This is a genomic window from Pseudomonas sp. GW823-FHT02C02 (assembly GCF_058797635.1).
Map to the genome: position 1 here is coordinate 59127 of NZ_JBXAJV010000023.1, position 25984 is coordinate 85110.

24 protein-coding genes are annotated in these 25984 nt (G+C 61.0%); 14 read left to right on the top strand and 10 right to left on the bottom strand.

Annotated elements, in window-relative coordinates:
* The gene (locus AC1ROI_RS30265; RefSeq protein ID WP_256580149.1) at positions 1–123 is read right to left on the bottom strand and encodes a hypothetical protein; all 123 of its coding nucleotides are present in this window, start codon (positions 121–123) and stop codon (positions 1–3) included.
* A 159-nt stretch (positions 124–282) separates the two neighbouring features.
* On the opposite strand from AC1ROI_RS30265, the gene AC1ROI_RS30270 reads away from it, so the two are divergent.
* The 6 genes from AC1ROI_RS30270 (at position 283) to AC1ROI_RS30295 (ending at position 5561) form a co-directional block, all read left to right on the top strand.
* The gene (locus AC1ROI_RS30270) at positions 283–1467 is read left to right on the top strand and encodes an ABC transporter substrate-binding protein (protein WP_010455147.1); all 1185 of its coding nucleotides are present in this window, start codon (positions 283–285) and stop codon (positions 1465–1467) included.
* A gap of 40 nt (positions 1468–1507) precedes the next feature.
* Positions 1508–2467, top strand: coding sequence for a YVTN family beta-propeller repeat protein (locus AC1ROI_RS30275; protein ID WP_077749296.1), 960 nt, complete (start codon positions 1508–1510; stop codon positions 2465–2467).
* A complete protein-coding gene (locus AC1ROI_RS30280) occupies positions 2464–3195 on the top strand; it encodes an ABC transporter ATP-binding protein (RefSeq protein ID WP_102594349.1) in 732 nt (243 codons plus the stop codon). Before AC1ROI_RS30275 ends, AC1ROI_RS30280 begins: the two co-directional genes overlap by 4 nt.
* Positions 3192–3983, top strand: coding sequence for an ABC transporter permease (locus AC1ROI_RS30285; protein ID WP_102594350.1), 792 nt, complete (start codon positions 3192–3194; stop codon positions 3981–3983). The genes AC1ROI_RS30280 and AC1ROI_RS30285 overlap by 4 nt, the downstream gene beginning before the upstream one ends.
* A 298-nt stretch (positions 3984–4281) precedes the next feature.
* Positions 4282–4839, top strand: a complete 558-nt coding sequence (locus AC1ROI_RS30290) for a PQQ-dependent catabolism-associated CXXCW motif protein (protein ID WP_102594352.1) — start codon at positions 4282–4284, stop codon at positions 4837–4839.
* 56 nt (positions 4840–4895) lie between these two features.
* Complete coding sequence (locus AC1ROI_RS30295; protein ID WP_010455152.1) at positions 4896–5561, top strand: response regulator transcription factor; 666 nt, start codon at positions 4896–4898, stop codon at positions 5559–5561.
* A 180-nt stretch (positions 5562–5741) separates the two neighbouring features.
* Here AC1ROI_RS30295 and nahK read toward each other — a convergent pair whose 3' ends face one another.
* From nahK to AC1ROI_RS30315, 4 genes are all read right to left on the bottom strand, one after another.
* Positions 5742–8339: a hybrid sensor histidine kinase/response regulator NahK/ErcS' gene (gene nahK, locus AC1ROI_RS30300; protein WP_102594353.1), complete on the bottom strand. Its 2598-nt coding sequence runs from the start codon at positions 8337–8339 to the stop codon at positions 5742–5744.
* A complete protein-coding gene (gene nosP, locus AC1ROI_RS30305; protein ID WP_102594354.1) occupies positions 8308–9471 on the bottom strand; it encodes a nitric oxide-sensing protein NosP in 1164 nt (387 codons plus the stop codon). The genes nahK and nosP overlap by 32 nt, the downstream gene beginning before the upstream one ends.
* A 275-nt stretch (positions 9472–9746) precedes the next feature.
* On the bottom strand, positions 9747–10931 hold the full coding sequence (locus AC1ROI_RS30310; RefSeq protein WP_010455156.1) for a porin: 1185 nt from the start codon (positions 10929–10931) through the stop codon (positions 9747–9749).
* A 175-nt stretch (positions 10932–11106) separates the two neighbouring features.
* Positions 11107–11913: a sulfite exporter TauE/SafE family protein gene (locus AC1ROI_RS30315; RefSeq protein WP_077749301.1), complete on the bottom strand. Its 807-nt coding sequence runs from the start codon at positions 11911–11913 to the stop codon at positions 11107–11109.
* A 161-nt stretch (positions 11914–12074) separates the two neighbouring features.
* Here AC1ROI_RS30315 and AC1ROI_RS30320 point away from each other — a divergent pair, with 161 nt between their 5' ends.
* Positions 12075–12938 (top strand): MBL fold metallo-hydrolase, encoded by an 864-nt coding sequence (locus AC1ROI_RS30320; RefSeq protein ID WP_102594355.1) that lies wholly within the window; start codon positions 12075–12077, stop codon positions 12936–12938.
* 91 nt (positions 12939–13029) lie between these two features.
* Here AC1ROI_RS30320 and bkdR read toward each other — a convergent pair whose 3' ends face one another.
* Positions 13030–13518, bottom strand: coding sequence for a Bkd operon transcriptional regulator BkdR (gene bkdR, locus AC1ROI_RS30325; RefSeq protein ID WP_025111414.1), 489 nt, complete (start codon positions 13516–13518; stop codon positions 13030–13032).
* Positions 13519–13703: 185 nt separating this feature from the next.
* On the opposite strand from bkdR, the gene AC1ROI_RS30330 reads away from it, so the two are divergent.
* The 5 genes from AC1ROI_RS30330 (at position 13704) to AC1ROI_RS30350 (ending at position 19925) form a co-directional block, all read left to right on the top strand.
* Complete coding sequence (locus tag AC1ROI_RS30330; RefSeq protein ID WP_010455169.1) at positions 13704–14939, top strand: 3-methyl-2-oxobutanoate dehydrogenase (2-methylpropanoyl-transferring) subunit alpha; 1236 nt, start codon at positions 13704–13706, stop codon at positions 14937–14939.
* 1 nt (position 14940) lies between these two features.
* Complete coding sequence (locus AC1ROI_RS30335; RefSeq protein WP_010455171.1) at positions 14941–15999, top strand: alpha-ketoacid dehydrogenase subunit beta; 1059 nt, start codon at positions 14941–14943, stop codon at positions 15997–15999.
* The gene (locus tag AC1ROI_RS30340) at positions 16000–17277 is read left to right on the top strand and encodes a dihydrolipoamide acetyltransferase family protein (protein WP_102594356.1); all 1278 of its coding nucleotides are present in this window, start codon (positions 16000–16002) and stop codon (positions 17275–17277) included. It begins immediately after the preceding gene.
* A 3-nt stretch (positions 17278–17280) separates the two neighbouring features.
* Positions 17281–18663: a dihydrolipoyl dehydrogenase gene (lpdA, locus tag AC1ROI_RS30345; protein ID WP_102594357.1), complete on the top strand. Its 1383-nt coding sequence runs from the start codon at positions 17281–17283 to the stop codon at positions 18661–18663.
* Positions 18664–18905: 242 nt separating this feature from the next.
* Positions 18906–19925, top strand: coding sequence for a branched-chain amino acid aminotransferase (locus AC1ROI_RS30350; protein ID WP_010455177.1), 1020 nt, complete (start codon positions 18906–18908; stop codon positions 19923–19925).
* A gap of 57 nt (positions 19926–19982) precedes the next feature.
* Here AC1ROI_RS30350 and AC1ROI_RS30355 read toward each other — a convergent pair whose 3' ends face one another.
* The 3 genes from AC1ROI_RS30355 to AC1ROI_RS30365 all read right to left on the bottom strand — a co-directional run bounded on the left by AC1ROI_RS30355 (position 19983) and on the right by AC1ROI_RS30365 (position 22869).
* Positions 19983–20816 (bottom strand): TIGR03915 family putative DNA repair protein, encoded by an 834-nt coding sequence (locus AC1ROI_RS30355; RefSeq protein WP_102599713.1) that lies wholly within the window; start codon positions 20814–20816, stop codon positions 19983–19985.
* Positions 20813–22033: a putative DNA modification/repair radical SAM protein gene (locus tag AC1ROI_RS30360; protein WP_077749306.1), complete on the bottom strand. Its 1221-nt coding sequence runs from the start codon at positions 22031–22033 to the stop codon at positions 20813–20815. The genes AC1ROI_RS30355 and AC1ROI_RS30360 overlap by 4 nt, the downstream gene beginning before the upstream one ends.
* Before the next feature lie 80 nt (positions 22034–22113).
* The gene (locus AC1ROI_RS30365; RefSeq protein ID WP_102594359.1) at positions 22114–22869 is read right to left on the bottom strand and encodes an ArsR/SmtB family transcription factor; all 756 of its coding nucleotides are present in this window, start codon (positions 22867–22869) and stop codon (positions 22114–22116) included.
* An 82-nt stretch (positions 22870–22951) separates the two neighbouring features.
* On the opposite strand from AC1ROI_RS30365, the gene AC1ROI_RS30370 reads away from it, so the two are divergent.
* Complete coding sequence (locus tag AC1ROI_RS30370; RefSeq protein ID WP_102594360.1) at positions 22952–24076, top strand: cytochrome P450; 1125 nt, start codon at positions 22952–22954, stop codon at positions 24074–24076.
* A gap of 207 nt (positions 24077–24283) precedes the next feature.
* On the top strand, positions 24284–25027 hold the full coding sequence (locus AC1ROI_RS30375; protein ID WP_102594361.1) for an SDR family NAD(P)-dependent oxidoreductase: 744 nt from the start codon (positions 24284–24286) through the stop codon (positions 25025–25027).
* Between the two features lie 33 nt (positions 25028–25060).
* Here AC1ROI_RS30375 and AC1ROI_RS30380 read toward each other — a convergent pair whose 3' ends face one another.
* The gene (locus AC1ROI_RS30380; protein ID WP_102594362.1) at positions 25061–25942 is read right to left on the bottom strand and encodes a LysR family transcriptional regulator; all 882 of its coding nucleotides are present in this window, start codon (positions 25940–25942) and stop codon (positions 25061–25063) included.
* Positions 25943–25984 lie beyond the last annotated feature (42 nt).

A 25984-nucleotide genomic window follows, 5' to 3' on the forward strand; every position in this document is an offset into this window, starting at 1 on the left:
TTAGCGCCCCGGTGTCGCGGGCAAGACCAGCAATGGCACCGGGCGGGGGCTGTGGAGCTTGTCGACGCCGATCAGGGTCAGGATCAACAACAACGGCAGGAGCAGCGCTTTGAGAATACGCATGGTCAATCTCCTCCAGTGTGATGGCCGTGATGACCCATGCTAAAACCGCGCCGCTCCGGGCGAGCTACTACCTTGGTACTGCCTGACTGGTACTTTCTGCATATTTCAATCTGCCTCGCAGGCTTCCTATGCTGGCGCTACCTGTAATGGAGTGCCTTTATGCGCCAGCTTGCCCCTTACGCCCTGATCTACCTGCTGGCGATTGCCTGCGCCGCCGGGCTGGCGACGCAGAGCCAGGCGGCGGATGCGCCGTTGCAGGTGCGGATCGGCTACCTGGGCTACCGGCCTGACCCCGGTCCGCTGCTGTCCAACGTGATTCCCGAACCGGTCGATGCCGGGCTTCGCGGTGCCGAACTGGCGATCACCGACAGCAACAGCACCGGGCGTTTTCTCAACCAGAGTTACAGCCTCGTCACGGCCAATGCCGACAGCCCGGATGCCCTGATTGAAGCGGCCAAGGCCCAACATGCACAGGGTCTGCGCCTGTTTGTGGTGAATGCGCCGGTGGAGAGTCTGCGCCGGCTCAGCGCCGTGCTGCCCGACAGCTTGCTGTTCAACGCCGGCAGCCCGGATGACAGCCTGCGCACCACCGACTGCCTGCCAAACGTGCTGCACAGCCTGCCGAGCCGGGCGATGCTCGCCGATGCCCTGGCGCAATTTCTGGTGCTTCGCAAATGGCAACGGGCGCTGCTGATCGTCGGCCCGACCCCGGACGATCAGGCCTACGCCGCCGCCCTGCGCCGCGCCGCCAAACGCTTCGGCCTGACACTGGTGGCGGAAAAAGCCTGGAGCTTCGACAACGATCAGCGTCGCAGCGCCCAGGCCGACATGCCGCTGTTCACCCAGACCGCCGAATACGATGTGGTGCTGGTGGCGGACGAACGTGGCGATTTCGGTGAATACGTGCCCTACCAGACCTGGTACCCACGGCCGGTCGCCGGCACGCAGGGCCTGACCCCCGTGGGCTGGCACAAAACCGTGGAAACCTACGGTGCCGCCCAATTGCAGAAACGCTTCGAAGCCCTGGCCGGGCGCTGGATGAATGACCGCGACTTCGCCGCCTGGATCGCCGTGCGCAGCATCGCCAGTGCGGTGAGCAAACTGCGACAGGTCGATCCCGTGGCGATCCGCACCCTGGAAATCAGCGATCAATTGCCGCTGGACGGTTTCAAGGGGCGCAAGCTCAGTTATCGCCCGTGGAACGGTCAGTTGCGCCAACCGATTCCCATCGTCCAGCCCCGAGCGCTGGTCAGCACGTCGCCGCAAGACGGCTTCCTGCACCCTTTCAACGAAATGGACAGCCTTGGCTACGACAAGCCCGAGGTCAGCTGCCGCTTTCCCTGAGCCAGCTTCCCACAAGAACTACAACAAAAAGGAATCCGCCATGCGTCGCACTCTGCTCTCTTGCGCCCTGCTGCTCGCCGCCGGGCACGCCGCTGCCAGCACCGCCTGGGTCTCCAACGAAAAGGACAACACCCTGAGCCTGATCGACCTGCAGACGTTGCAAGTCACCGACACCCTGCCCGTCGGCCAACGGCCGCGCGGTTTGCTGCTGTCCCACGACAACAAGCTGCTGTACATCTGCGCCAGCGACTCGGACCGGGTCCAGGTGATGGACGTCGCCACCCGCAAGATCATCAAGGAGTTGCCGTCGGGCAAAGACCCCGAGCAGTTCGCCCTGCATCCCAACAATCGCTGGCTCTACGTTTCGAACGAAGACGATGCACTGGTGACGGTAATCGATACCGAAACCTCAAAGGTGCTAAGCCAGATCAGCGTTGGCGTCGAACCCGAAGGCATGGCCGTCAGCCCCGACGGCAAGTGGGCGGTGAACACCAGCGAAACCACCAACATGCTGCACTGGATCGACACCAGCACCCAGACCCTGGCCGACAGCACCCTGGTCGATCAGCGGCCGCGTTTCGTCGAGTTCTCACCTGAAGGCTCGCAACTCTGGGCCTCGGCGGAAATCGGCGGCACGGTGACCATTCTCGACGTCGCCACCCGCAAGGTCCTTAAGACCCTGACTTTCCAGATCAAGGGCGTGCACCCGGACAAGGTCCAGCCGGTGGGCATCAAGCTCAGCGCCGACGGCAAGTACGGTTTCGTCGCCCTCGGCCCGGCCAATCATGTGGCGGTGATTGACGCCAAGACCTTCGAGATTCTTGATTATCTGTTGGTCGGTCGTCGGGTCTGGCAGATGTCGTTCACCCCCGATCAAAAACAGTTGCTGGCCACCAACGGCGTCAGCGGCGATGTGTCGGTGATTGATGTCGACAGCCTCAAAGTGACCAAATCGGTGAAAGTCGGGCGCTATCCGTGGGGCGTGGTGGTGACGCCATGAACGCACTGGAAGTCAGTGAACTGAGCTTCGCCTATGGCGCGCGGGAGGCGTTGCGGCAGGTGAATTTCAGCCTGGCGCCCGGGCGTTTCGCGGCGTTGCTGGGGCCGAACGGCGCGGGCAAATCGACGCTGATTGCCCTGCTCACCCGGCTCTATGATTTGCAGCGCGGGGACATCCGGGTCGCCGGCTGCTCCTTGCGCAACGCGGCGCGTCCGGCGCTCAAGCAATTGGGCGTGGTGTTCCAGCAAAGCACGCTGGACCTGGACCTCAGTGTCGAGCAGAACCTGCGTTATCACGCCGCGCTGCATGGCATGTCCCGGCGCCAGACCGGCCTGCGGGTCGACGCCGAACTGGCGCGGCAGGCGCTGACCGAACGCCGTCGCGAGCGGGTGCGTGAACTCAATGGCGGTCACCGGCGCCGGGTGGAAATCGCCCGCGCCTTGCTGCATGAGCCACGGCTGTTGCTGCTCGACGAGGCCAGTGTCGGCCTCGATCCGGCCAGCCGGCTGGCGCTCAATCAACACATTCGCGACCTGTGTCGCGAGCAGCACATCAGCGTGCTCTGGACCACCCACTTGCTGGATGAAGTGCAGCCGAGCGATGACTTGCTGATTCTTCATCAGGGCCGTCTGGTGGCCAGCGGGCGGGCTGATGCCTTGAGCCAGGCGCATGGCGGCGACCTCGGTTCGGCCTTCACTCGCCTCACGACATCAGGAGCCGCCCTATGAATGCGTATTGGCAATGCTTCAGCGGCATCGTGCTGCGTGAATGGCTGCGCTTTGTGTTGCAGCGTACGCGGTTTCTCAGCGCGCTGGTGCGGCCATTGCTGTGGCTGCTGGTGTTCGCCGCCGGTTTTCGCGCGGCCCTCGGGATCGCGATCATTGAGCCCTACGACACCTACATCCCGTACGAGGTCTACATTATCCCGGGGCTGGCCTGCATGATCCTCCTGTTCAACGGCATGCAAGGTTCGCTGTCGATGGTTTACGACCGGGAGATGGGCAGCATGCGCGTGCTGCTGACCAGCCCCCTGCCCCGGACCTTCCTGCTGTGCAGCAAACTGTTGGCCACTTCGCTGATTTCGCTGTTGCAGGTGTATGCGTTTCTGGCGATTGCCTGGGTGTACGGCGTGCAGCCACCGGCCATGGGGCTGTTGATCGCCTTGCCGGCGTTGTTGCTGGTGGCGTTGATGCTCAGTGCGCTGGGCCTGCTGCTGTCCAATGCGATCCGGCAACTGGAGAACTTCGCCGGGGTGATGAATTTCGTGATCTTCCCGCTGTTTTTCCTGTCGTCGGCGTTGTATCCGCTGTGGAAGATGCGCGAATCCAGCGAGTGGCTGTACTGGCTGTGCGCGCTGAACCCGTTTACCCACGCTGTGGAACTGGTGCGGTTTGCCCTGTATGAGCGTTTCAATCCGCTGGCGCTGGCGGTGTGCACGGGACTGACGCTGCTGTTTGCCCTGCTCGCTGTCCTCACTTTCAACCCGCAACACGCCGCGCTGCGCAAAACCAGCTGACACCATCAATCCCCCTGTGGGAGCAGACTCGCTCCCACACGGGATCTGCGTCCTACAGATATTGCGAACAAATGAAGACCCACTGTGGGAGCGAGCCTGCTCGCGATAGCGGAGTGTCAGTCAATAGAGATGTTGAATGTTAAACCGCCATCGCGAGCAGGCTCACTCCCACAGGGGATTTGTGGTGCACTGGCGAGGGAAATTACTACTTTAGTACTGGTTTTCCTGTCTATCGTCGCATTCCCAATGCCCCGAGACTGGCATGTAATGGGTTCATAACTATAAGGATTGAACCCCCATGCCGCGTGCCCAACGTCGTCTGTTGCGCCCTTCCCTTGCTGCGCTGTCGCTGAGCCTGCTGCTGGGCGCCGCGCACGCCGATACACCGCTGTTCTCCGCCGACGGCTATCGCATCAGCCTCTATCGCAGCCCGACCCCGAATCAGCTTCAAGGCGCGGCCATCGTCGACACCGCCGCCTTGCAAACCCTGCTCACCCAGACACCGCGCCCGGTGCTGATCGACGTCTATCGCCGCCAATGGCTGCAAGGACAATTCATTGAAGACCAGCCCCACGAGAACCTGCCCGGCAGCCATTGGCTGGCCAATACCGGCGACGGCGACCTGACAGCTGACTGGCAGGGCTATTTTGCGCGTAACCTGAACGCATTGACCGCAGGAGACTTGGCGCAACCGCTGGTCTTCTACTGCCGCTCCGACTGCTGGCTGAGCTGGAATGCGGTAAAACGCGCCGCGGCCATGGGCTATAAGACACTGTATTGGTACCGCGACGGCCTGGACGCCTGGCAAGCCGCCAACCTGCCCGTTGAACCGGCCCGGCCCGAGCCCTTCCCCTGACCTTTACGCGTGCGTGTTGTTGCCACACCATAATGAAAATAATGAGGTGAAAGGCTATGTACAAAATTCTGATTGCCGACGATCACCCGCTGTTTCGCGAAGCCATTCATAACGTCATCAGCGATGGTTTTCCGGGCAGCGAGGTGATGGAAACCGCCGACCTCGACAGTGCCCTGCTGCTGACTCAGGAGCACGACGACCTGGACCTGATCCTGCTCGACCTGAACATGCCGGGCATGCACGGCCTCAATGGCCTGATCAACCTGCGCAACGAGGCGCCGACCATTCCGGTGGTGATCGTTTCAGCCGAGCAGGACAAGCAGATCGTGCTGCAAGCCATCACCTATGGCGCAGTGGGTTTCATCACCAAATCCTCGCCCCGGGTGCAGATGACCGAGGCCATCCAGCAGATTCTCAATGGCAATGTGTACTTGCCGCCGGACATCATTCGCACACAAAAGTCAGGCACCCATCGGCGCATGAATGACAACCCGAGCTTCCCGCCCGAACTGCTCCAGGCGCTGACCCGCAAGCAGTTGCTGGTGCTGGAACGCATGACCAAGGGCGAATCGAACAAGCAGATCGCCTACACCCTGGAAATCGCCGAAACCACAGTCAAGGCGCATGTCTCGGCGATCTTGCGCAAACTCAACGTGCACAACCGGGTGCAAGCGATTCTGAGTGCCGGGGATATTGATTTCGGGTCTTATCTGCGGCGTTGAATGTTGGGCATTCCCAGATCCCTGTGGCGAGGGAGCTTGCTCCCGTTGGGTCGCGAAGCGGCCCCCTCCAAACTTCCAGGTAAACCGAGTCGCCTGATTTACGACTGCTTCGCAGCCGGACGGGAGCAAGCTCCCTCGCCACAGAAAGCCTAGTCACCACAGGTCTGATGCCCGACGCGGCTAACGGGATGGGCCAAGCAAATGACTCATCGCCGTTTTCAGCTTCATCGGCCGTACAGGCTTATGCATCAACGTATGCCCCAACTCGCGAATCTGCTGCTTGAGCTCATTGCTGTAGTTGGCGGTAATCATCATCGCCGGGATCGCTGAACCGCGCCGGGCGTTGATCCGGGCCACGGCATCGACGCCGTTCTGCTCGTCATCGAGGTGATAGTCGGCAATCAGCAAGTCGGCTTCTTCGTGGTAGTTGTCCACCTGCCGCGCCAGGTCCTGCTCCGACAGTGCCGTGACCACCCGACACCCCCACCCTTCCAGCAACGTGCGCATGCCAGCGCAAATCGCCGCGTCGTTATCCAGCACCCACACCCGCGCTCCGCGCAGACGCTCGAGCATCGGCTCACTCATCAACAACGCTGGCTGAGCCTTGGGAGCCGTGGCGCTCAACGGCACCTCGACGGAAAACATCGAGCCCTTGCCCGGCCACGAACGCACGTGAACGCGATGACCGAGAATCCCGGCAATCTTCTCGACGATGGCCAGCCCCAGCCCCAACCCACGGTCCTGATCCGGACGCTGCACATCGCCCCGTTTGAACTCCTGGAAAATCTCTTCCAGTCGATTTTCGGCAATGCCCATCCCGCTGTCCCACACCTCGATCGTCAACCGCTGATGATGACGCCGACATCCGAGCACCACCCGACCGCTGTAGGTATAACGAATGGCGTTGCTCAGCAGATTGCGCAGGATCCGCGCCAGCAACTGAATGTCGCTGCGCACCAGCGCCGAACACGGGATGAAATGCAGCTCCAGCCCTTCATTGCGGGCCACCTGTGTGTACTCGGCCGCGAGGTTTTCCAGCAGCTCGCTCAGGGCGAACGGCGCGATGTCGGCTTTGATCACCCCGGCATCCAGTTTGGAAATATCCACCAGCGTGCCTAGCAGGTTTTCCACGTCCTCCAGCGAATTGCTGACATTGCGCACCAAAATCGCATTGGCCACCGGCTCGCGACGTTCCAGCAAAGCGCTGGTGAATAGCCGAGCCGCGTTGAGCGGTTGCAGCAGGTCGTGGCTCACGGCGGCGAGAAACTTGGTTTTCGACAGGTTGGCCTGCTCCGCCTCAAGTTTGGCCTCGCGCAAACGCGATTCCACGCGCCGGCGCTCGTCGATTTCACGCAGCAATTGGTCATTGAGGGTGGTCAGTTCGGTGGTCCGTTCGCGTACCCGCAACTCAAGATTCTGATAAGCCTGGTGCAGCGCCTCGGCCGTGCGGCGGCGCTCGGTGATGTCACGGATCAACACGAAGATCCCCACCACTTCCCCGGTGGCCAGGCGATTGGGCACGTAGGAGCGCAGCATGTAGCGCTCCTGATTGTTGATGTTGGTTTCGGCAAATTCGAACGTCACGCTCTCACCGGCCAAGGCCCTGGCCACGTAGGCCTCGAGGCGCTGGTAATGCTGCGCGCTGTGAACTTCGCGCAGGCTCTGCCCGAGCATCACGCCGCGAGGCCAGCAGTACCATTCTTCGTAGACCTTGTTGGTGAATTCGTAGACCAGATCGGCATTGAGGTAGGCGATCAGCGCGGGGACATGGTCGGTGATCAGGCGAATCCAGCGCTCGCTTTCGCTGAGGGCTTCGGCGTGCTGGTAACGTTCGGTGATGTCGGTGAAGGTGTTGACGAAGCCACCGGTGGGCAACGGATGCGTGCGGATTTCCAGCACCCGGCCATCGTAAAGACGTTGCTCGCATTCCTGCACGTGCCGCCCGTTGGCATCGCGACTGGCCGGGGTCAGCAGGGTCAACTCGCTGTCGCCGATCACTTCGGCAAACGGCCGATGGGCCGCCACCGGGGCGAGCCCGCTCAGTTCGAGGAAGCGCCGGTTCCACAGTTCCAGGATGCCTTCGGCATTGACCATGGCCACGCCTTGGGACAGGTTGTCGACCGCCCGTTGCAGCAAGTGCGATTTCTGCGCCACGGCTTGCTCGCGGCGCACGGTTTCGCTGAGTTTGACGTCAGTAATGTCGGTGAACAGGATCACCCGCCCACCTTCCTGCGTGGGCCGTTCGCTGACTTGCAGCCAGCGGCCGTCCTGCAAGCGATAGATCAGGTTTTCGTCGGCATGCCCACGGGGTTCTTCCGTGAACAAGCCGGTGGCGGACATCAGCCGTTTCACCTCGACCAGGCGCATGCCGGCGTTGATCCGCACCCGGCTGTTGTCCCAGAACGCCTTGAAACGGCTGTTGAACAAAACGATGCGCTGCTCGGCATCGAACAGCACAAAGGCATCGGAAATGCTCTCGATGGCATCGATCAGATGCTGATGCGCGGTTTCCGCCCGCAGGCGCGCTTCGCTGAGCAAGTGATTGCCCGACTTGAGCTCGGCCATGGCCTGGTTCAAGGCGTCGGTGCGCTCACGCACCTGCTCGGCCAGCACCACCGAATGCTGGAACGCCGCATAGGGATCATTGCCGCGCGTGACGCCGGATTCGATCCGCTCGATCAGCGCGCCGTTGATGCGCTGCAGTTTATGGTTCTCGTGGCGCAGGCTGGCGAGTTGCGCCTGCAGCTCAACGATGTCCAGGGGACCGGCCTCGGGCAATGGCAACCCCGGTGAAGGTCTGGTTGATGTGCATGCCATTGAACTGTTCTCCGTAGGTGTTGAAACCCATCACCCGTTGGTCGCGCAAAAACGTTCCGATCTGCTCCAGGCTGCCGCCGTCTTCCAGCTCCAGACGCCTGAGAAAACAGTCGCAGCCGATGGTCAGTAACAGGTCGCCGAGGCGCTCCTGCAAGCCTTCGAACAAGGTTTGCAGATTCGGCAGCATCGGGCCGGGGGTCATGACGGTGAGGACGATGCCGTTTTCCACGGCGCAGTAAAAACTCAGGCTCAGGTCTGGATGAACCTGCTGGATCGCCCGCACGTAATACTGATCGTTGATCCGCACCGCCAAGGGGTGTGAGGCGAAGACCCGGTGATCGAGTTCGGCCACCGGCACGCCGATGTGTCGGGCGTACTCCTCGGCAGCCGGCTCGGCATTCAGTTCAAAGACCCGGCGCGAGGCGCTGTCGGCTCCGGTGACCACCAGTTTCTCCGCCCTCGGCAAGATGTGGTGCGTGGTGAACACCTCGAAATCCAGCCAGGTGTTGACCAGCACCACCACCGCCGCGCCGCTGTGAAACTCGCCGCCGAAATAGACGTGGGTGTGGGTCAGGTAGTTGTCATCGCCGGCCGAACCGCCGAAATGCGGGATGTCGCCCAACGCCGCGCTCAACGCCGCGAGGACCATTTCTTCGCGGCTGGACAGACCATCGAGCAAGGTCAGGGCAAAGCTGTTGCCCTTGATCGGCGCCAGGGTGTTGCTGCGACAGCCGCTGGCCAGGCGCTCGACCATTTGCTGGGCGTCGATCAGGCTGAAGCGCTCCATCTCGCTGATCAGTTCGGCGTCGATGGAAAAATGCCGATGGTCGAATCCCACCGCCGTCACGCAATTGCGGCCGTAGCCCAGGGGCGTGATCTCCCCGGCGCTGGTGCAGCCGACCAGGCGAATGCCGCCGAAGCTCAGATGCAAGGCCTGGCCCAGCGCCTGCAAGTCGTACTCGGCGGAGCAGAAGAACAACACGAAGCCCAGATGCGGGTGCAATAACTGCCGCGCGAGCTCCTGAGCCACTTGTTGGGCATCGGTGGCCTGGGACATGCCGCTGACCACCCCTTCACTCTGGACCTGCTGCATGACCACCCCCGCAGGTGCGCGTGTATGAGACACGAGTGTACGAAGCCTGCGGGCTGCGACGTATGCTACTTGGGTAGCGGGTAGCCGCTTCGATGGTATGAGAGTCGGCGGGTTGACGGCTTGATGGCTGAAGCTTTTGTGGCGAGGAAGCTTGCTTCCGCTGGACTGCGCAGCAGTCTCCCAACCGGCCGATGCGCGACCAGAATAGGGACCGCTACGCGCTCCAGCGGAAGCAAGCTCCCTCGCCACAGGGGTAGGGTTCACAGATCAGCTTGTTACCAGTTCAACACCGCCCCCACCGCAAAAGTGTCGGTGTCTTCGTTCTGGGCGCTGGTGTCGTGGCCGTTGATTTCGAACTGGTTGTACTCGGCCACGAGTTTGAGGTTGTCGTTGACGTCATGGAACAACGCAATGCCGCGGGTTTCATAGTCCGCGCCGCTGCCGACCACACCATTGCCGTCGTCATTGGTCTTGCCGTAAGACAAGGCCAGGCGGTTTTTGCCCAGTTTGTACGAGCCTTGCAGCAAGTAGCCGTCGCTGTCGACGTTGCGCAGGGTCGGTTCGCCGGCGTTGTTGGTGAAGAACGGGTTAATCCCTTTGGCCTGGAAACCGGAGCCGGTCAGCGACAACCCGCCCATCTTCGCCTGCACACCGTAGCCGACGCCTTTGGAGGTGACCGATTCAACGGTGGAGTCGGTATTGTCCGACGTCTGGTAGCTGCCGTTGACCCAGCTGTAAATCTTCGCGCCGCCGACATCGAACTGATAGGTGACCTCGCTCTCGGTACGCGGATTCTCCTGATACGCCTTGCCCAACGGGCTGCTGTCGTTGGTGTCCACCGGGTCGAGAATCCCAACGGCCACCCGCAAACCCTCCATCACCGGGGTGCGATAGGTGATCTGCGAGGTCGGGAACGGGTACGGGTAACCCGTACCGATATTGCCGAACGACACGCCGCCACCGTCCACCAACCCCAGGGTATCGCTCACCTGGCCGTAACCGGCGAGCATTTCATCGAGCAGAATGTTGGAGCGGGCGAACAGGCCGAAGTCCTTGCCGATCAACACTTCGCCCCATTCCGGATTGGCCACGGTGCCGTAGAACTGCCGCACGTCGATGGCGGTGTCGGTGCCATTGGTCTGGCTGTCGTTGATGGTCACCCAGAACGAGGCCCGCGCACCGAGCTTCAGGTCATCGACCTGTTTGCCCATGTTGAAACCCAGGTAATTGGGCAGATAGCCCATTTTCACCCGCGCCTGTTTCCGGTCGTACTGGTCGCCGGCACGGTCCACATCGCTGTTCACGTAGAAGGCGTTGATGTAGCCGTCGGTTGAGAACGTGGTCTGGTCCTTGTCGTACAGCACGATCTCGGCCTCGGCCATCGTGCTCAAACCGAGGGTCGAGAGGCTGGCGATGAAGGCAGGCAAGTAACGATGCTTGAAGTTCTTATTGTTGTGCATGACGCGCTCCGCAGCGGGGGACTGGATGTCGGAGGCGATTATCGAAAGGGGACGGGCGGCGGCATACGCTGCCTTGGGGGCGGTTTTGAAGTGCTTTGGAGTGGCCGGGCGTGAGCGGCAAATTCGGTGTAAGACCGGGCTCAGGCACGGCCCGGAACTTTAGGTGTAAGACCGGCTAGGTCGCCGCTCTGAACAGCATGTAGGCCGCGACCACGACACACACGCTGGCAAAACCGATTTGCAGGGCCCGGGCCGGGACGCGCGCGCTCAGTTGTCGGCCGACGATCATGCCGACTACGCTGGCGACAATGAACGTTGCGCCCAGGGCATCAATCCTGACCCCGGCATGAAATGCCCCGATCACACCGATGGCGGAAATCAGGCTGATAACCATCAAGGAGGTGGCGACGATGCCGCGCATCTGCACATCGGTCAGTTGCTTGAAGGCCGGGACAATCAAGAAGCCGCCACCGACCCCGAGCAACCCGGAAACAACGCCGGTCACCGCGCCCAATGCCGCGAGGGTCGCGGTGCATTTGGCGGTCCAGGAAAAACGCCCGGTCTGCTGATCAAGCATGCAGTTCTTCTGACCCCAGTTGGCGTGGCCGTGGTCGCTCGGTCCTTCTTCCTGGCGCTCGCGACGCAACATCCGCCAGGCCACCATGACCATCAGCAGACTGAACAGAATCATCAGGATTTTTTCCGGCAACTGATGGGCGAAGTAGATGCCGACCGGCGAAAAAATCGCCCCCAGCAGTGCGATCAGCAACGCCGCGCGATAGCGCACCAGGCCATGGCGCAAACCATCAATGGCCCCGACCGCTGCCGCGCTGCCCACCGCAAACAACGCCACCGGCGCAGCCTGGGTCATGGTCAATCCCAGCCCCAGCACCAAGGCCGGCACTGCAAGAATGCCGCCCCCTGCCCCGGTCAATCCCAGGACGAGGCCCATCACCACGCCAAAAAAACCTGCCAACAGCATAAAACGCTCGTAATCCGTGGGAAAAAGCCGGGAACGCCCGGTATCGATGTCTGACAGGATAGAGCGCGTGCGAATTTTTTCCTTCAGCATTTAACGCGGGGCTGGTCAGCGCAGGGAAAATGACACTACCCTCTTGGCTCGTCCTGAAAGAAACGGCCACCATGCCTGCCTTGATTGAAGCTTTTTTAGACCCTGCCTCCTCGACCTACAGCTACGTGATTCATGAAGGTGCTGGCAGTCAATGCGCCATCGTCGACCCGGTCCTCGACTACGACCCCGCCGCCGGTCGCACCGCCACCACCCAGGCGGACAAAATCATCGCCTTCGTTCGCAAGCATCAGTTGCAAGTGCAATGGCTGCTGGAAACCCACGCCCATGCCGATCACCTGTCCGCCGCACCGTATCTGCGTCGCGAGCTGGGCGGCAAAATCGCCATCGGCCAGTCGATCAGCAAGGTCCAGGGCGTGTTCAAGGCCCTGTTCAACCTTGAGCCGGCATTTCGCAGTGACGGTTCGCAATTCGACCACCTGTTCGCCCCGGACGAATCATTCATGATCGGCCACCTCAAGGCCACGGCCCTGCATGTGCCCGGCCACACCCCGGCGGACATGGCCTATTTGATCGACGGTGACGTGATTCTGGTAGGCGATACTTTGTTCATGCCAGACGTGGGCACGGCCCGTTGCGACTTCCCCGGCGGCAATGCCCACCAGATGTTCGCCTCGATCCAAAAACTGCTGGCCTTCCCCGCCAGTGTCCGGCTCTACGTCTGCCACGACTACCCACCCGAAGGCCGCGAATCCCGCTGCATGACCACGGTCGGCGAGCAACGCAAAAGCAATATCCACGTCCATGATGGCATCGACGAAGCGGCGTTCGTCGCCATGCGCACCCAGCGTGATGCCGGGCTGGGCATGCCAACGCTGTTGCTGCCGGCGATTCAGGTGAATGTGCGGGCGGGGAATCTGCCGCCGGCGGAGGACAATGGCGCGACCTACCTGAAAATCCCCCTGAATAAACTCTGAAGCGATCGTTCCCACGCTCTGCGTCACATCCAGAAGCGGAACGCGGAGCGTCCCTGGCGGCATTCCCACGCAGAGCGCGGGAATGATCACTCTAGGCCCCCAAGGTCAGGCCATTTGCAGGCAACGGCAACGCGGTTTTATAGCGCACTTGCTTGAGCGCAAAGCTTGAGCGGATGTTGGCCACACCAGGCACTTTGGTCAGGAAGTCCATCATGAAGCGTTCCAGCGACTGAATGGTCGGCACCAGCACCCGGATCAGATAGTCCGGGTCCCCTGCCATCAAGTAGCATTCCATTACTTCCGGGCGATCCGAAATCGCTTCCTCGAAATGCTGCAACGCCTCTTCCACCTGTTTCTCCAGACTGACATGAATAAACACGTTCACGTGCAAACCCAACAAGTCGGCGTCCAGCAGCGTCACTTGCTCGCGAATCAGCCCTAATTCTTCCATCGCCTTGACCCGGTTGAAGCACGGCGTTGGCGACAGGTTCACCGAGCGTGCGAGGTCGGCGTTGGTGATACGGGCGTTCTCCTGAAGGCTGTTCAAAATGCCGATATCGGTACGGTCCAGTTTGCGCATGAGACAAAACCACCTGTTTTTTATGTTTATGCAGGTTTTTTATCCTCAAATGATCTCCCGCGCAACGAAACAGAGATAAATATTCTTCTGCGCCGGGCCTATGATTGTTGTAGGACAAGATTTCTTTTATCGAAGAATGACGGTCAGCTCACTACAAGAAATTCACAAGATCGAGCGTAGAAGCCATGAACCAAGCGTATGAACCGCTGCACCTGCACGTTCCCGAACCATCGGGCCGTCCTGGCTGCAAAACCGACTTCTCCTACCTGCGTCTGACCGACGCCGGCACGGTGCGCAAACCCCCAATCGACGTTGAACCCGCCGACACCGCCGACCTGGCCAAAGGCCTGATTCGCGTGCTCGACGACCAGGGTAATGCCCTCGGTCCATGGGCTGAAGGCGTACCGGTCGAGATCCTGCGAAAAGGCATGCGCGCCATGCTCAAGACGCGGATCTACGACAACCGCATGGTGGTCGCCCAGCGTCAGAAAAAAATGTCGTTCTACATGCAGAGCCTTGGCGAAGAAGCCATCGGCAGCGGCCAGGCCTTGGCGCTGAACGTCGATGACATGTGCTTCCCGACCTACCGCCAGCAAAGCATCCTGATGGCACGCGATGTACCGCTGGTAGACCTGATCTGCCAACTGCTGTCCAACGAGCGCGATCCGCTCAAGGGCCGTCAGTTGCCGATCATGTATTCGGTCAAGGACTATGGCTTCTTCACCATTTCCGGCAACCTCGCCACCCAATTCGTACAAGGTGTGGGCTGGGGCATGGCCTCGGCGATCAAGGGCGACACCAAAATCGCCTCGGCGTGGATTGGCGATGGCGCCACCGCTGAATCCGACTTCCACACCGCCCTCACCTTTGCCCACGTTTACCGTGCGCCAGTGATCCTCAACGTGGTCAACAACCAGTGGGCGATCTCGACGTTCCAGGCGATTGCCGGTGGTGAAGCCACTACGTTCGCCGGTCGTGGCGTGGGTTGCGGCATTGCCTCCCTGCGGGTCGACGGCAACGATTTCGTCGCGGTCTACGCCGCCTCTGCCTGGGCCGCCGAACGCGCTCGCCGCAACCTCGGCCCCACGATGATCGAATGGGTCACCTACCGCGCCGGCCCTCACTCCACTTCCGATGATCCGTCCAAATACCGTCCTGCCGACGACTGGAGCTACTTCCCGTTGGGCGACCCGATTGCGCGCCTCAAGCAGCACCTGATCAAGATCGGCCACTGGTCCGAAGAGGAACACGTTGCCGTCAGCGCCGAACTGGAAGCCGAAGTGATTGCCGCCCAGAAAGAAGCCGAGCAGTACGGCACCCTGGCCGGTGGCCAGATTCCAAGCGCCGCGACCATGTTCGAAGACGTCTATAAAGAGATGCCGGAGCACTTGAAGCGCCAGCGTCAAGAGTTGGGGATCTGACATGAACGATCACAACAATAATATCGAGTTGGAAACCGCCATGACCACGACCACCATGACCATGATCCAGGCCCTGCGCTCGGCCATGGATGTGATGCTTGAGCGTGACGACAACGTCGTGGTGTTCGGCCAGGACGTCGGTTACTTCGGCGGTGTGTTCCGCTGCACCGAAGGCCTGCAGACCAAGTACGGCACCTCCCGGGTGTTCGATGCGCCGATCTCAGAAAGCGGCATTGTCGGCGTTGCCGTGGGCATGGGTGCCTACGGTCTGCGCCCGGTCGCCGAGATCCAGTTCGCCGACTACGTGTACCCGGCGTCGGACCAGATCATTTCCGAAGCCGCGCGCCTGCGCTATCGCTCGGCCGGCGAGTTCACCGCACCGATGACCCTGCGCATGCCTTGCGGCGGCGGCATCTACGGCGGCCAGACCCACAGCCAAAGTATTGAGGCAATGTTTACTCAGGTCTGCGGCTTGCGCACGGTCATGCCGTCCAACCCTTACGACGCCAAAGGCCTGCTGATCGCCTCCATCGAAAACGATGACCCGGTGATCTTCCTCGAGCCAAAACGCCTGTACAACGGCCCGTTCGACGGCCACCACGACCGCCCGGTAACCCCGTGGTCGAAACACCCGGCCGCCCAGGTCCCGGACGGTTACTACACCGTGCCGCTGGACGTTGCCGCCATCGCCCGTCCCGGCAAGGACGTGACCATCCTGACCTACGGCACCACCGTCTACGTGTCGCAAGTCGCCGCGGAAGAAACCGGGATCGACGCTGAAGTCATCGACCTGCGCAGCCTGTGGCCGCTGGACTTGGACGCCATCGTCAAATCGGTGAAGAAAACCGGCCGCTGCGTGATCGTTCACGAAGCGACCCGCACCTGCGGCTTCGGCGCCGAACTGGTCGCCTTGGTGCAAGAGCATTGCTTCCACCACCTGGAAGCGCCGATCGAACGCGTCACCGGTTGGGACACTCCCTACCCGCACGCGCAAGAGTGGGCGTATTTCCCTGGTCCGTCCCGAGTGGGCGCGGCGTTGAAACGGGTCATGGAGGTCTGAATGGGCACGCACGTTATTAAAATGCCGGACATTGGCGAAGGCATTGCAGAAGTTGAATTGTCGGTATGGCACGTCAAGGTTGGCGACATGGTCGTCGAAGATCAGGTGCTGGCCGATGTGATGACGGACAAGGCGATGGTCGACATCCCGTCTCCGGTGCACGGCAAGGTGATTGCGCTGGGCGGACAGCCAGGCGAAGTCATGGCGGTGGGCAGCATCCTGATCAGCATTGAAGTCGAAGGCGCGGGCAACGTTAAAGAGTCGGCTCAGCCGGCAGCCCCTGCGGTGAAAGAAGCGCCGGTTGCGACGCCGAAAGTTGAGCCCGTGGTCGCAAGCAAACCGGTCGTTGCAGCAGCGCCCCGAGCCGCCGTTTGCCAAGGCCCGATGGTCGCTCGCGAAGCCGACGAACGCCCGCTGGCCTCCCCGGCCGTGCGCAAGCATGCGCTGGACCTCGGCATCCAGTTGCGTCTGGTCCGTGGCACCGGCCCTGCCGGTCGCGTGTTGCACGAAGACCTCGACGCCTATCTGGCCCAGGGTCAGCAGCCGCAATCGACCGTGGCCGCCGCTTACGCCCAGCGTAACGACGAAGAACAAATCCAGGTCATCGGCATGCGCCGCAAGATCGCCCAGCGCATGCAGGATGCCACTCAGCGTGCCGCGCACTTCAGTTATGTCGAAGAAATCGACGTCACCGCCGTTGAAGAACTGCGCGCGCACCTGAACGAAAAACACGGGGCGACCCGAGGCAAGCTGACATTGCTGCCGTTCCTGGTCCGCGCACTGGTTGTCGCCCTGCGCGACTTCCCGCAGATCAATGCCCGTTACGACGACGAAGCCCAGGTTATCACCCGCCTCGGCGCCGTCCACGTGGGCATCGCCACGCAAGCCGACATCGGCTTGATGGTGCCAGTGGTGCGTCACGCCGAAGCCCGCAGCCTGTGGGACAACGCGGCCGAAATCGCCCGTTTGGCCACGGCCGCACGTAATGGCAAGGCCAGCCGCGATGAACTGTCCGGCTCGAGCATCACCCTGACCAGCCTCGGCGCGCTGGGCGGCATCGTCAGCACGCCGGTGCTGAACCTGCCGGAAGTGGCGATCGTCGGCGTCAACAAGATCGTCGAACGCCCGATGGTGGTCAAAGGCCAGATCGTGATTCGCAAGATGATGAACCTCTCCAGCTCCTTCGATCACCGCGTGGTCGATGGCATGGACGCGGCGCAATTCATCCAGGCCATCCGTGGTTTGCTCGAACAACCCGCCACCCTGTTTGTGGAGTAAGAGATGCAGACTTTGAACACCACTCTGCTGATCATCGGCGGCGGCCCTGGCGGTTATGTGACGGCGATCCGTGCCGGCCAGTTGGGCATCTCGACCATTCTGGTGGAAGGCGAATCGTTGGGCGGTACGTGCCTGAACATCGGCTGCATTCCGTCGAAGGCGTTGATTCATGTCGCTGAACAGTTCCATCAGACGCAACACCACAGCCAGCACTCTGCGCTGGGCATCAGCGTCTCCGCGCCAACCCTCGACATCGGCAAAAGCGTCGAGTGGAAGGACGGCATCGTTGATCGCCTGACCACCGGCGTCGCGGCGCTGTTGAAAAAGAACAAAGTCCAGGTCATTCAAGGCTGGGCGAAAGTGATTGATGGCAAAACCGTGGAAGTAGGCGATACGCGAATCCAGTGCGAGCACCTGGTGCTGGCCACGGGCTCGAAAAGCGTGAACCTGCCGATGTTGCCGATTGGCGGACCGATCATCTCCTCCACCGAAGCCCTGGCCCCGACGTCCGTGCCGAAACGCCTGGTCGTGGTCGGTGGCGGTTACATCGGTCTGGAGCTCGGAATTGCCTATCGCAAACTCGGCGCTGACGTGAGCGTGGTCGAGGCGCAGGAGCGCATTCTGCCGGCCTACGATGCCGAAATGACCCAGCCGGTACACGACGAACTGAAAAAACTCGGCGTAAAGCTTTACTTGAAGCATAGCGTCCAAGGCTTTGATTTTTCTAGTAATACACTGCAAGTTTTGCAACCGGGTGGCGACACCCTGAACCTGGAAACGGATCAGGTGCTGGTGGCCGTCGGTCGCAAGCCGAATACCCAGGGCTGGAACCTTGAAGCGCTGAATCTGGACATGAACGGCTCGGCGATCAAGATCGACCACCGCTGCCAGACCAGTATGCGCAACGTGTACGCCATCGGCGACCTGAGCGGCGAACCGATGCTCGCGCACCGGGCCATGGCTCAGGGCGAGATGGTGGCCGAACTGATCAGCGGCAAATCCCGCGAGTTCAACCCGACCGCCATCGCTGCCGTGTGCTTCACCGACCCGGAACTGGTGGTGGTCGGCAAGACCCCGGACGACGTCAAGGCTGCCGGCCTGGACTGCATCGTTTCCAGTTTCCCGTTCGCGGCCAATGGCCGGGCGATGACGCTGGAATCGAAAAGCGGCTTCGTGCGCGTCGTGGCACGCCGTGACAATCATGTGATTGTTGGCTGGCAAGCGGTGGGTGTGGGCGTTTCGGAGTTGTCGACGGCGTTTGGCCAGAGCCTGGAAATGGGCGCTCGGCTGGAAGACATTGCCGGCACGATTCATGCGCATCCGACGCTGGGCGAGGCGGTGCAAGAAGCCGCGCTGCGCGCTTTGGGGCATGCACTGCACCTGTGATTCAGAACATGGATGGCGGCATAGATGACCCCATCGCCAGCAGGCCAGCTCCCACATTTGCAATGCCTTCTCCTGTGGGAGCCAGCCTGCCAGCGATTTCTTGAGGTCAACTCGATTTATCTGTCTGTCATCCGATAGTCCGGGCTGCGAAACAGGCCCGTAATGAAGTATTGTTGTCCCCATCCAGAAAAACGTCAGAAGCCTTGAACCGTTTCGGCGGTTGTTAAGTGATAGAGGGTGTCATGGGTAACGAAAGCATCAATTGGGACAAGTTGGGTTTTGACTACATCAAGACAGACAAGCGCTATCTGTCGCACTGGCGTAATGGCGAGTGGGACACAGGCACCCTGACCGAAGACAACGTGCTGCACATCAGCGAAGGCTCCACTGCCCTTCACTATGGCCAGCAATGCTTCGAGGGCCTGAAGGCTTATCGTTGCAAGGACGGTTCGATCAACCTGTTCCGCCCGGATCAGAACGCCGCCCGCATGCAACGCAGCTGCGCCCGTCTGCTGATGCCGCAGGTGTCCACCGAGCAGTTCGTCGAAGCGTGCAAGGAAGTGGTCCGCGCCAACGAGCGTTTCATCCCGCCTTACGGCACCGGCGGCGCGCTGTACCTGCGTCCGTTCGTAATCGGCGTGGGTGACAACATCGGCGTGCGTACCGCCCCCGAGTTCATCTTCTCGATTTTCTGCATTCCGGTCGGCGCTTACTTCAAAGGTGGCCTGACCCCGCACAACTTCCTGATCTCCAGCTACGACCGCGCCGCTCCACAAGGCACCGGTGCAGCCAAGGTCGGTGGCAACTACGCGGCCAGCCTGATGCCAGGTTCCCAGGCCAAGAAAGCCCACTTCGCCGACTGCATCTACCTCGACCCGATGACCCACACCAAAATCGAAGAAGTCGGCTCGGCCAACTTCTTCGGGATCACCCACGACAACAAGTTCGTCACGCCGAACTCGCCGTCGGTCCTGCCAGGCATCACCCGCCTGTCGTTGATCGAACTGGCCAAATCGCGTCTGGGCCTGGAAGTGGTTGAAGGTGACGTGTTCATCGACAAGCTGTCCGACTTCAAGGAAGCCGGCGCTTGCGGTACCGCTGCGGTGATCACACCGATCGGCGGCATCAGCTACAACGACCATCTGCATGTGTTCCACAGCGAAACCGAAGTCGGCCCGGTCACCCAGAAGCTCTACAAAGAGCTGACCGGTGTTCAAACCGGTGACGTCGAAGCGCCAGCGGGCTGGATCGTCAAGGTCTGATCTGACCCCAGCAGCATCGAAGCCCTCCTTCGCTTTAGCGATGGGGGGCTTTTTTTATCAGCGCTGCCCGGCTTCTCCCCGCGCAATACGTTTACCTCCCCTGCCCTTGATTCCACTCGCCTGGCCGTCCTGTTGCTTACCCGTGCGTGCCTGGGTGATCAGTCCCGGAATCAGCGCTCCTTCCGGCAGGTTTTTCCAGAACCGGGCCGGCAAATGCCCTTGCATGACTTTCGGGTTCAGGCGCGCCGGATTGAAGATGTGGCTGTAGTAGGTCAGCCACATGTCGCTGTGCGGGTCGTCGACGTTTTGCGCCAGCTGCTGCCATTCAATTGGGCACTGGCGTTGGTGGATCAACTGCTCACCGTCGTAGTAGACCCCGTCCCTGGGCGTTGCAATCAACCAGCGATGCCGGCCCATGCGCCCGATAAAATGTTCACTGGCACTGTGCAGGATGTCATGGGCCGGTTCATGCCAGGCAACGTATTGCGGGCCCTCACTTTCAGGCATTGCGACGAATCGTACGAATGCATGTAAGTGATGAGATTCACGCTGTACCTGTTTGATTCTTCTATGAAATTCACTGCCTAATTTGTCTCCGGCCAGCATGGCGGTGCGGTCACCATGACTGACCCGCCACAGCACTTCGTACAACAGACTCCAGCGCTGATCCCCCCGATAACGAGCGGCGCGCTCCAGGGTGTCCAACAGCGTTCGCGGTATTCGTGCGTGAAACGGCCCCTGGGTTTGAGGTGGCGCATCGTCGCTGGCGAACAGATCGCAGACGCCTTCACTGGCCCAACTCACCTGGCTCGGGTCCACCTCATGGCTGAGCAGCCAGCGCGCCTGCTGGCGCCACGTGTCGAACAGGTCATCGCAATCGAGGCTGATCATCCCCATAACCCCATTTGTTGCGGCTGCGGCCGGTCGCGCAATTGCTGATACAGCAAATGGCTGGTGACCTCGGCCTGCTGCGGGTGGTAATCGCTGGTGATGAAGAACGGTTTGGCCTTGGCCAGCACGCAACGCATCCGGGTCAGGTCTTCGTAGCGGATGCGGCGCTGACGGCGCAATTCCACCAGGCGCTCGGTGGTGCGAAGGCCAATTCCGGGAATGCGTGCGATCAACGATGCCTCGGCGCGATTGAGGTCCAGTGGGAAGATCTCGCGGTTCTCCAATGCCCACGCCAGTTTCGGATCGATGTCGAGCGCCAGGTGCCCGGGCCCCTTGAACAGTTCGCCAGCGGTAAAGCCGTAGCTGCGCAACAAGAAGTCCGCCTGATACAAACGGTGCTCGCGCATCAATGGCGGCGCGGCCAGCGGCACGCTTTTCGGGCTGTTGGGGATCGGGCTGAACGCCGAGTAATAGACCCTTCGCAAACTGAAGTTGCCGTACAACGCCTGGGCGCTATGGAGAATGGTGCTGTCATCGGTGTCATCAGCACCGACGATCATCTGCGTGCTCTGCCCGGCCGGGGCAAATTTCGGTGCGCGGGGTTCGTTGAGTACGGTCTGGACACCGGTGTAGATGGTTTGCATCGCTTGCTTGATCGAGCCCAGCTGTTTCTCCGGGGCCAGGGTTTGCAGGCTGGCGTCGGTGGGCAGTTCAATGTTCACGCTCAAGCGATCGGCATAGCGCCCCGCTTCCTCGATCAGCGCCGGATCGGCTTCGGGAATGGTCTTGAGGTGGATGTAGCCTCGGAACTCGTGGTCTTCGCGCAGCAGTTTGGCCACGCGGATCAGTTGCTCCATGGTGTAGTCCGCCGAGCGAATGATCCCGGAACTGAGAAACAACCCACTGACGCAGTTGCGCCGGTAGAAATCCATGGTCAGCGTCACCACTTCTTCCGGCGTGAAGCGTGCGCGTGGCACGTCGCTGGAACGTCGATTGACGCAATACTGGCAGTCATAAAGACAGAAGTTGGTCAGCAGAACCTTCAGCAATGATACGCAGCGGCCGTCCGGCGTGTAGCTGTGGCAAATGCCCATGCCGTCGGTCGAGCCCAGGCCGCTCTTGCCCTCGGAACTACGCTTCGGCGCGCCACTGCTGGCGCAAGACGCGTCGTACTTGGCGGCGTCGGCGAGAATGCTGAGCTTGTCGATGAGTTCCATGGGGCACGCCTATTACTGTGTGGATATACAGTATAGGGTCGACCTTCAAGGCACAAGTCATCAGCGAACCCTTGGTCGGGTCAGATCACATCACGCGCAGGTAGCGGTGGGCGTTGTTCGCGGATGGGTTGCACGGTTGGCTGCGCCAGCGTCAGGTCGAACTGTGCACCCAATTCCTTGCGCCCCAGCGCCGTCAACGCCAGCGCCCTGCTGTCCAGATCCTGCGTCACCCATTTGCGCTTGATCGCGGTTTGCAGCAACGCCGCCCCCAGCGAACCTCCCAAATGTGGCCGACGCATACTCCAGTCCAGGCATGGGCACGCGAAGCGGCGACGCAAGGTGTTCAGGTCATTGACTTCAATGCCCAACCTTTCCATCAACGCCTCGCCGCTGTCGCTCAGGCGATAAGCCTGCTCGTCAGTTTCCAGCAACCAGCCTTTTTCCAGCATCCGGTCGTGCAGTAGCACCGCCAGCGTCCCGGCCATGTGGTCATAGCAAGTGCGGGCGAATTGCAGGCGATCCGGTGTACGCGAGGTGAAAGTCGGCGCAGTGTTCTGGCCGATCACCATCAGCGCTTCCAGGGCCTGGGCCACGCGCTGGTCGGCGAGGCTGTAATAACGATGGCGACCCTGCACGTGCAAACGCAGCAGCGCCAGCTCCTTGAGCTTGGCCAGGTGAGCGCTGGCGGTGGAAGCGCTGACATCGGCAATCGCCGCCAGCTCAGTGCTGGTGCGGGCGTGGCCGTCCATCAGCGAACAGAGGATTTTCGTCCGGGCCGGTTCCGCAATGGCCGCGGCCACTTGAGAGACGCCGATGTCGTGTTGTTCAACGTTCATATTTCGCTCCCGGACGAATCAAGACCGTTTCGAACTGGAGATAGTAGCAACACTTCTCCCACCACGAACAAGGCTGCGACCCATGGACCCGATCATCGCTGCGACTCATACCGATCCCTATCCCCATTACGCCCGGCTGCGCGCCGAGGGTGGGCTGGTGTTTCACCAAGGACTGAAATTGTGGGTGGCGAGCAGCGCCCAGGCCGTTGCGGCGGTGCTGGCGAACCGGAATTGCCATGTCCGACCGGCCGCTGAGCCGGTACCCAAAGGGATTGCCGACGGCATGGCCGGCAAGGTATTCGGGCAATTGATGCGGATGAATGAGGGCGAGCGCCAGCGTTGCCCGAGGTCGGCGATTGAGCCGGGTTTGGCGCTGATTGATGTGGACGAGGTCAACGCACGGGTGAGCGCGCGGTTGATCACGCCGGATGCCGACGGGTTGTACAACGCCATGTTCCGCGGGCCGGTTTGCGTGGTGGCGGCGCTGTTGGGGTTTTTACCGGCTCAGGGCCGGGCGATCAGTGAGCTGACGGAGGATTTCGTGGCATGTCTGTCGCCGCTCAGTGATCCGCTGCAATTGGAGACTGCCCACGCTGCCGCTGAGAAATTAAGGGGGCATTTCGTTGAATTGCTGGATGATTCGGGCAATAAAAGCTCACTGCTCGGCGGGATTCGAGCGCGCTTCGCGGGTGATCCTGAAATGTTGATTGCCAATCTGATCGGGCTGTTTTCCCAGACGTATGAAGCCACCGCCGGACTGATCGGCAACGCAATGTTGGCGTTGATTAAAAACCTGTCGCTGCTACGCGACTCGACACCCGTTGACGACTTGATCGCCGAAGTTCAGCGCTTCGACCCTTCGGTGCAGAACACCCGCCGGTTTGTCGCAGCACCGTGCGAAATCGAGGGTGTAAGTCTCAATGCCGGCGATGTGGTTCTGGTGCTGCTGGCTTCGGCCAATCGAGACCCCCAACTCAATGAGAGTCCCGACGCATTCATTCTGGATCGCCCGCAGCGGCGCAGTTTTACGTTTGGTGCGGGGCGGCATCAATGTCCGGGGCAACTGCTGGCGTTGGGGATTGCCAGTGCCACGTTGAGCGAAATTCTGCTGCATCCCCCTGCACTGGATCGATTGGCCTGGAAGTACCGGCCTTCGCTGAACGGGCGTATTCCAGTCTTTAGCGAGTATTCCCCGTCGCCGCAATAAAGGTCATCGCCACCAAAGGTCATATTGACTACAGAGCAGTCGTTACGACTACTTTTCAATGGAGTCAAAGTAACAACAGAGCCTCCACAACCCGCGTCCTGCCTGACATCCCGGACTGGCCCGTTTTTTGATCACACACTTACGTTTTCGATCAACCAACGATCGCCCCCTAAAGACAGGCTGGATTATCAGGAAGAGGATTACTGCATGCTCAACGAATTTCACAATCGCTTGGCCGTCGTTACTGGCGCGAGTTCCGGCATCGGCCTGGCTGTTACCGAACAGCTATTGGAGCAAGGCGCTCGCGTATTGGCGATGTCACGCCAGATAGGTGGCCTGGGCGAATTGGCGGAACGCTACAAGGATCAACTCGCCTGGGTGGCCGGAGATATCACCCGCCAAGAGGACCTCGCCCGGCTCGGCACTCGCGCCGAAGCCTTGGGGCCAGTGGATTTCGTGGTGCCCAATGCCGGCATTGCGCAACTGGCCGATGGCCTGGATGTAGCCGCCTTCGACCGACAGTGGGCGGTCAACGGCGCCGGTGCGCTGAACACCTTGGCCTGCCTGCGCAGCCACCTTGCGGCGACCGCGTCGGTGGTGTTCATCGGCACGTTCCTGGCCAACGTGACCTTTCCTGGTCTGGCCGCCTACATCGCCTCGAAAGCAGCGCTGATGGCGCACGTCCGGACCCTGGCCGTAGAATTGGCGCCTCACGGCATCCGTATCAACACCGTATCGCCAGGCCCTACGGCTACCCCGATCTGGTCGACGCTAGGCTTGAAGCCTGCGGAACTGGGCGATGTCGCCAACTCGGTGAACCAGCGGCTGCTCGACGGAGAGTTTCTAAAACCGAGTGCCGTGGCAGACGTCATCCTGTTCCAATTGAGCCGTGGCGCACGTAGCGTGTACGGCCAGGATTGGGTGGTCGACAGCGGGTACACCCTGCGCTAGACCCGCATTTGTCTGCGCTTCAGGACGCCACGATCACGCCAGTCGATCCGCGACAAACTCGACAAAGGCGTGCAACTTTGGCAACGATTTCCTGGAGCGCGGATACACCATCTGCACCGGTTTGGGCGGCGGTACGTAGGCGTCCATGATCCTCACCAGCTCACCTTTGGCCAACGCCGTCGACACCAGAAAGTCGGGCTGCATCAAAATCCCCTCCCCAGCCACGGCCGCCTGCAACAACACCTGACCGTCATTGCTCTTCAACACGGCGCTTTCGGGCCAGGGCACTTCGCTGGCGCCGTTTCTCAGCGGCCAGGCAAACCGGTTGTTCCAGGACGTATGAGTGAGAATTCGGTGCCGGTGCAAGTCCTCGGGGGACTGCGGTTCCTGCCATTTTTCCAGATACCGGGGCGAAGCGCAGATCACCATGCGATACGGCGGCAACGGCGTGGCCAGCAGGTTGACGCCAATCAGCTCGGAAATCCTGAAGGCCAGATCGAATGACGTCTCGTACAGATCGATCACTTCATTGCTCAAAATCAGCTCGACCTGGATCTGCGGATAACGCTGCATGAATTCGGACACCAGCGGCCCGACCAGGGAAACGCCGAGACTCATCGGCGCGGTGATGCGCAACAGGCCGCTGGGTTCCGGGCTGGACGCTTCCACCCGACTGAACGCGTAGTTCACTTGCTCCAGCGCCAGTTTGGCTTCTTCGTAAAACAGCCGCCCCTCGCCCGTGATGGATTGCCGACGCGTGGTGCGTTTAATCAGCTGGGTATTGAGGGTTTTCTCCAGCCCCTGGATATGCCGCCCGACCATCACCGCCGACATCCCGACTTCACTGGCCGCATCGGCGAAGCTGCCCGCCTCGACCACGGCGACGAAGACTTCCATTTGCCTGAGTTTGCTCATGTCCCTGCCTTGCATTCAATACATCAGGTTAAAGGAGTAATA

What these genes read in the sequence shown, in the direction of transcription:
- AC1ROI_RS30380 (WP_102594362.1), bottom strand. Translation starts at nt 25,942, where the DNA reads ATGAGCAAACTCAGGCAAATGGAAGTCTTCGTCGCCGTGGTCGAGGCG.
- AC1ROI_RS30375 (WP_102594361.1), top strand. Translation starts at nt 24,284, where the DNA reads ATGCTCAACGAATTTCACAATCGCTTGGCCGTCGTTACTGGCGCGAGT.
- AC1ROI_RS30270 (WP_010455147.1), top strand. Translation starts at nt 283, where the DNA reads ATGCGCCAGCTTGCCCCTTACGCCCTGATCTACCTGCTGGCGATTGCC.
- AC1ROI_RS30275 (WP_077749296.1), top strand. Translation starts at nt 1,508, where the DNA reads ATGCGTCGCACTCTGCTCTCTTGCGCCCTGCTGCTCGCCGCCGGGCAC.
- AC1ROI_RS30360 (WP_077749306.1), bottom strand. Translation starts at nt 22,033, where the DNA reads ATGGAACTCATCGACAAGCTCAGCATTCTCGCCGACGCCGCCAAGTAC.
- lpdA (WP_102594357.1), top strand. Translation starts at nt 17,281, where the DNA reads ATGCAGACTTTGAACACCACTCTGCTGATCATCGGCGGCGGCCCTGGC.
- nosP (WP_102594354.1), bottom strand. Translation starts at nt 9,471, where the DNA reads ATGCAGCAGGTCCAGAGTGAAGGGGTGGTCAGCGGCATGTCCCAGGCC.
- AC1ROI_RS30280 (WP_102594349.1), top strand. Translation starts at nt 2,464, where the DNA reads ATGAACGCACTGGAAGTCAGTGAACTGAGCTTCGCCTATGGCGCGCGG.
- AC1ROI_RS30265 (WP_256580149.1), bottom strand. Translation starts at nt 123, where the DNA reads ATGCGTATTCTCAAAGCGCTGCTCCTGCCGTTGTTGTTGATCCTGACC.
- AC1ROI_RS30365 (WP_102594359.1), bottom strand. Translation starts at nt 22,869, where the DNA reads ATGAACGTTGAACAACACGACATCGGCGTCTCTCAAGTGGCCGCGGCC.
- AC1ROI_RS30355 (WP_102599713.1), bottom strand. Translation starts at nt 20,816, where the DNA reads ATGATCAGCCTCGATTGCGATGACCTGTTCGACACGTGGCGCCAGCAG.
- AC1ROI_RS30335 (WP_010455171.1), top strand. Translation starts at nt 14,941, where the DNA reads ATGAACGATCACAACAATAATATCGAGTTGGAAACCGCCATGACCACG.
- AC1ROI_RS30320 (WP_102594355.1), top strand. Translation starts at nt 12,075, where the DNA reads ATGCCTGCCTTGATTGAAGCTTTTTTAGACCCTGCCTCCTCGACCTAC.
- AC1ROI_RS30290 (WP_102594352.1), top strand. Translation starts at nt 4,282, where the DNA reads ATGCCGCGTGCCCAACGTCGTCTGTTGCGCCCTTCCCTTGCTGCGCTG.
- AC1ROI_RS30330 (WP_010455169.1), top strand. Translation starts at nt 13,704, where the DNA reads ATGAACCAAGCGTATGAACCGCTGCACCTGCACGTTCCCGAACCATCG.
- bkdR (WP_025111414.1), bottom strand. Translation starts at nt 13,518, where the DNA reads ATGCGCAAACTGGACCGTACCGATATCGGCATTTTGAACAGCCTTCAG.
- AC1ROI_RS30310 (WP_010455156.1), bottom strand. Translation starts at nt 10,931, where the DNA reads ATGCACAACAATAAGAACTTCAAGCATCGTTACTTGCCTGCCTTCATC.
- AC1ROI_RS30295 (WP_010455152.1), top strand. Translation starts at nt 4,896, where the DNA reads ATGTACAAAATTCTGATTGCCGACGATCACCCGCTGTTTCGCGAAGCC.
- AC1ROI_RS30285 (WP_102594350.1), top strand. Translation starts at nt 3,192, where the DNA reads ATGAATGCGTATTGGCAATGCTTCAGCGGCATCGTGCTGCGTGAATGG.
- AC1ROI_RS30350 (WP_010455177.1), top strand. Translation starts at nt 18,906, where the DNA reads ATGGGTAACGAAAGCATCAATTGGGACAAGTTGGGTTTTGACTACATC.
- AC1ROI_RS30340 (WP_102594356.1), top strand. Translation starts at nt 16,000, where the DNA reads ATGGGCACGCACGTTATTAAAATGCCGGACATTGGCGAAGGCATTGCA.
- AC1ROI_RS30370 (WP_102594360.1), top strand. Translation starts at nt 22,952, where the DNA reads ATGGACCCGATCATCGCTGCGACTCATACCGATCCCTATCCCCATTAC.
- AC1ROI_RS30315 (WP_077749301.1), bottom strand. Translation starts at nt 11,913, where the DNA reads ATGCTGTTGGCAGGTTTTTTTGGCGTGGTGATGGGCCTCGTCCTGGGA.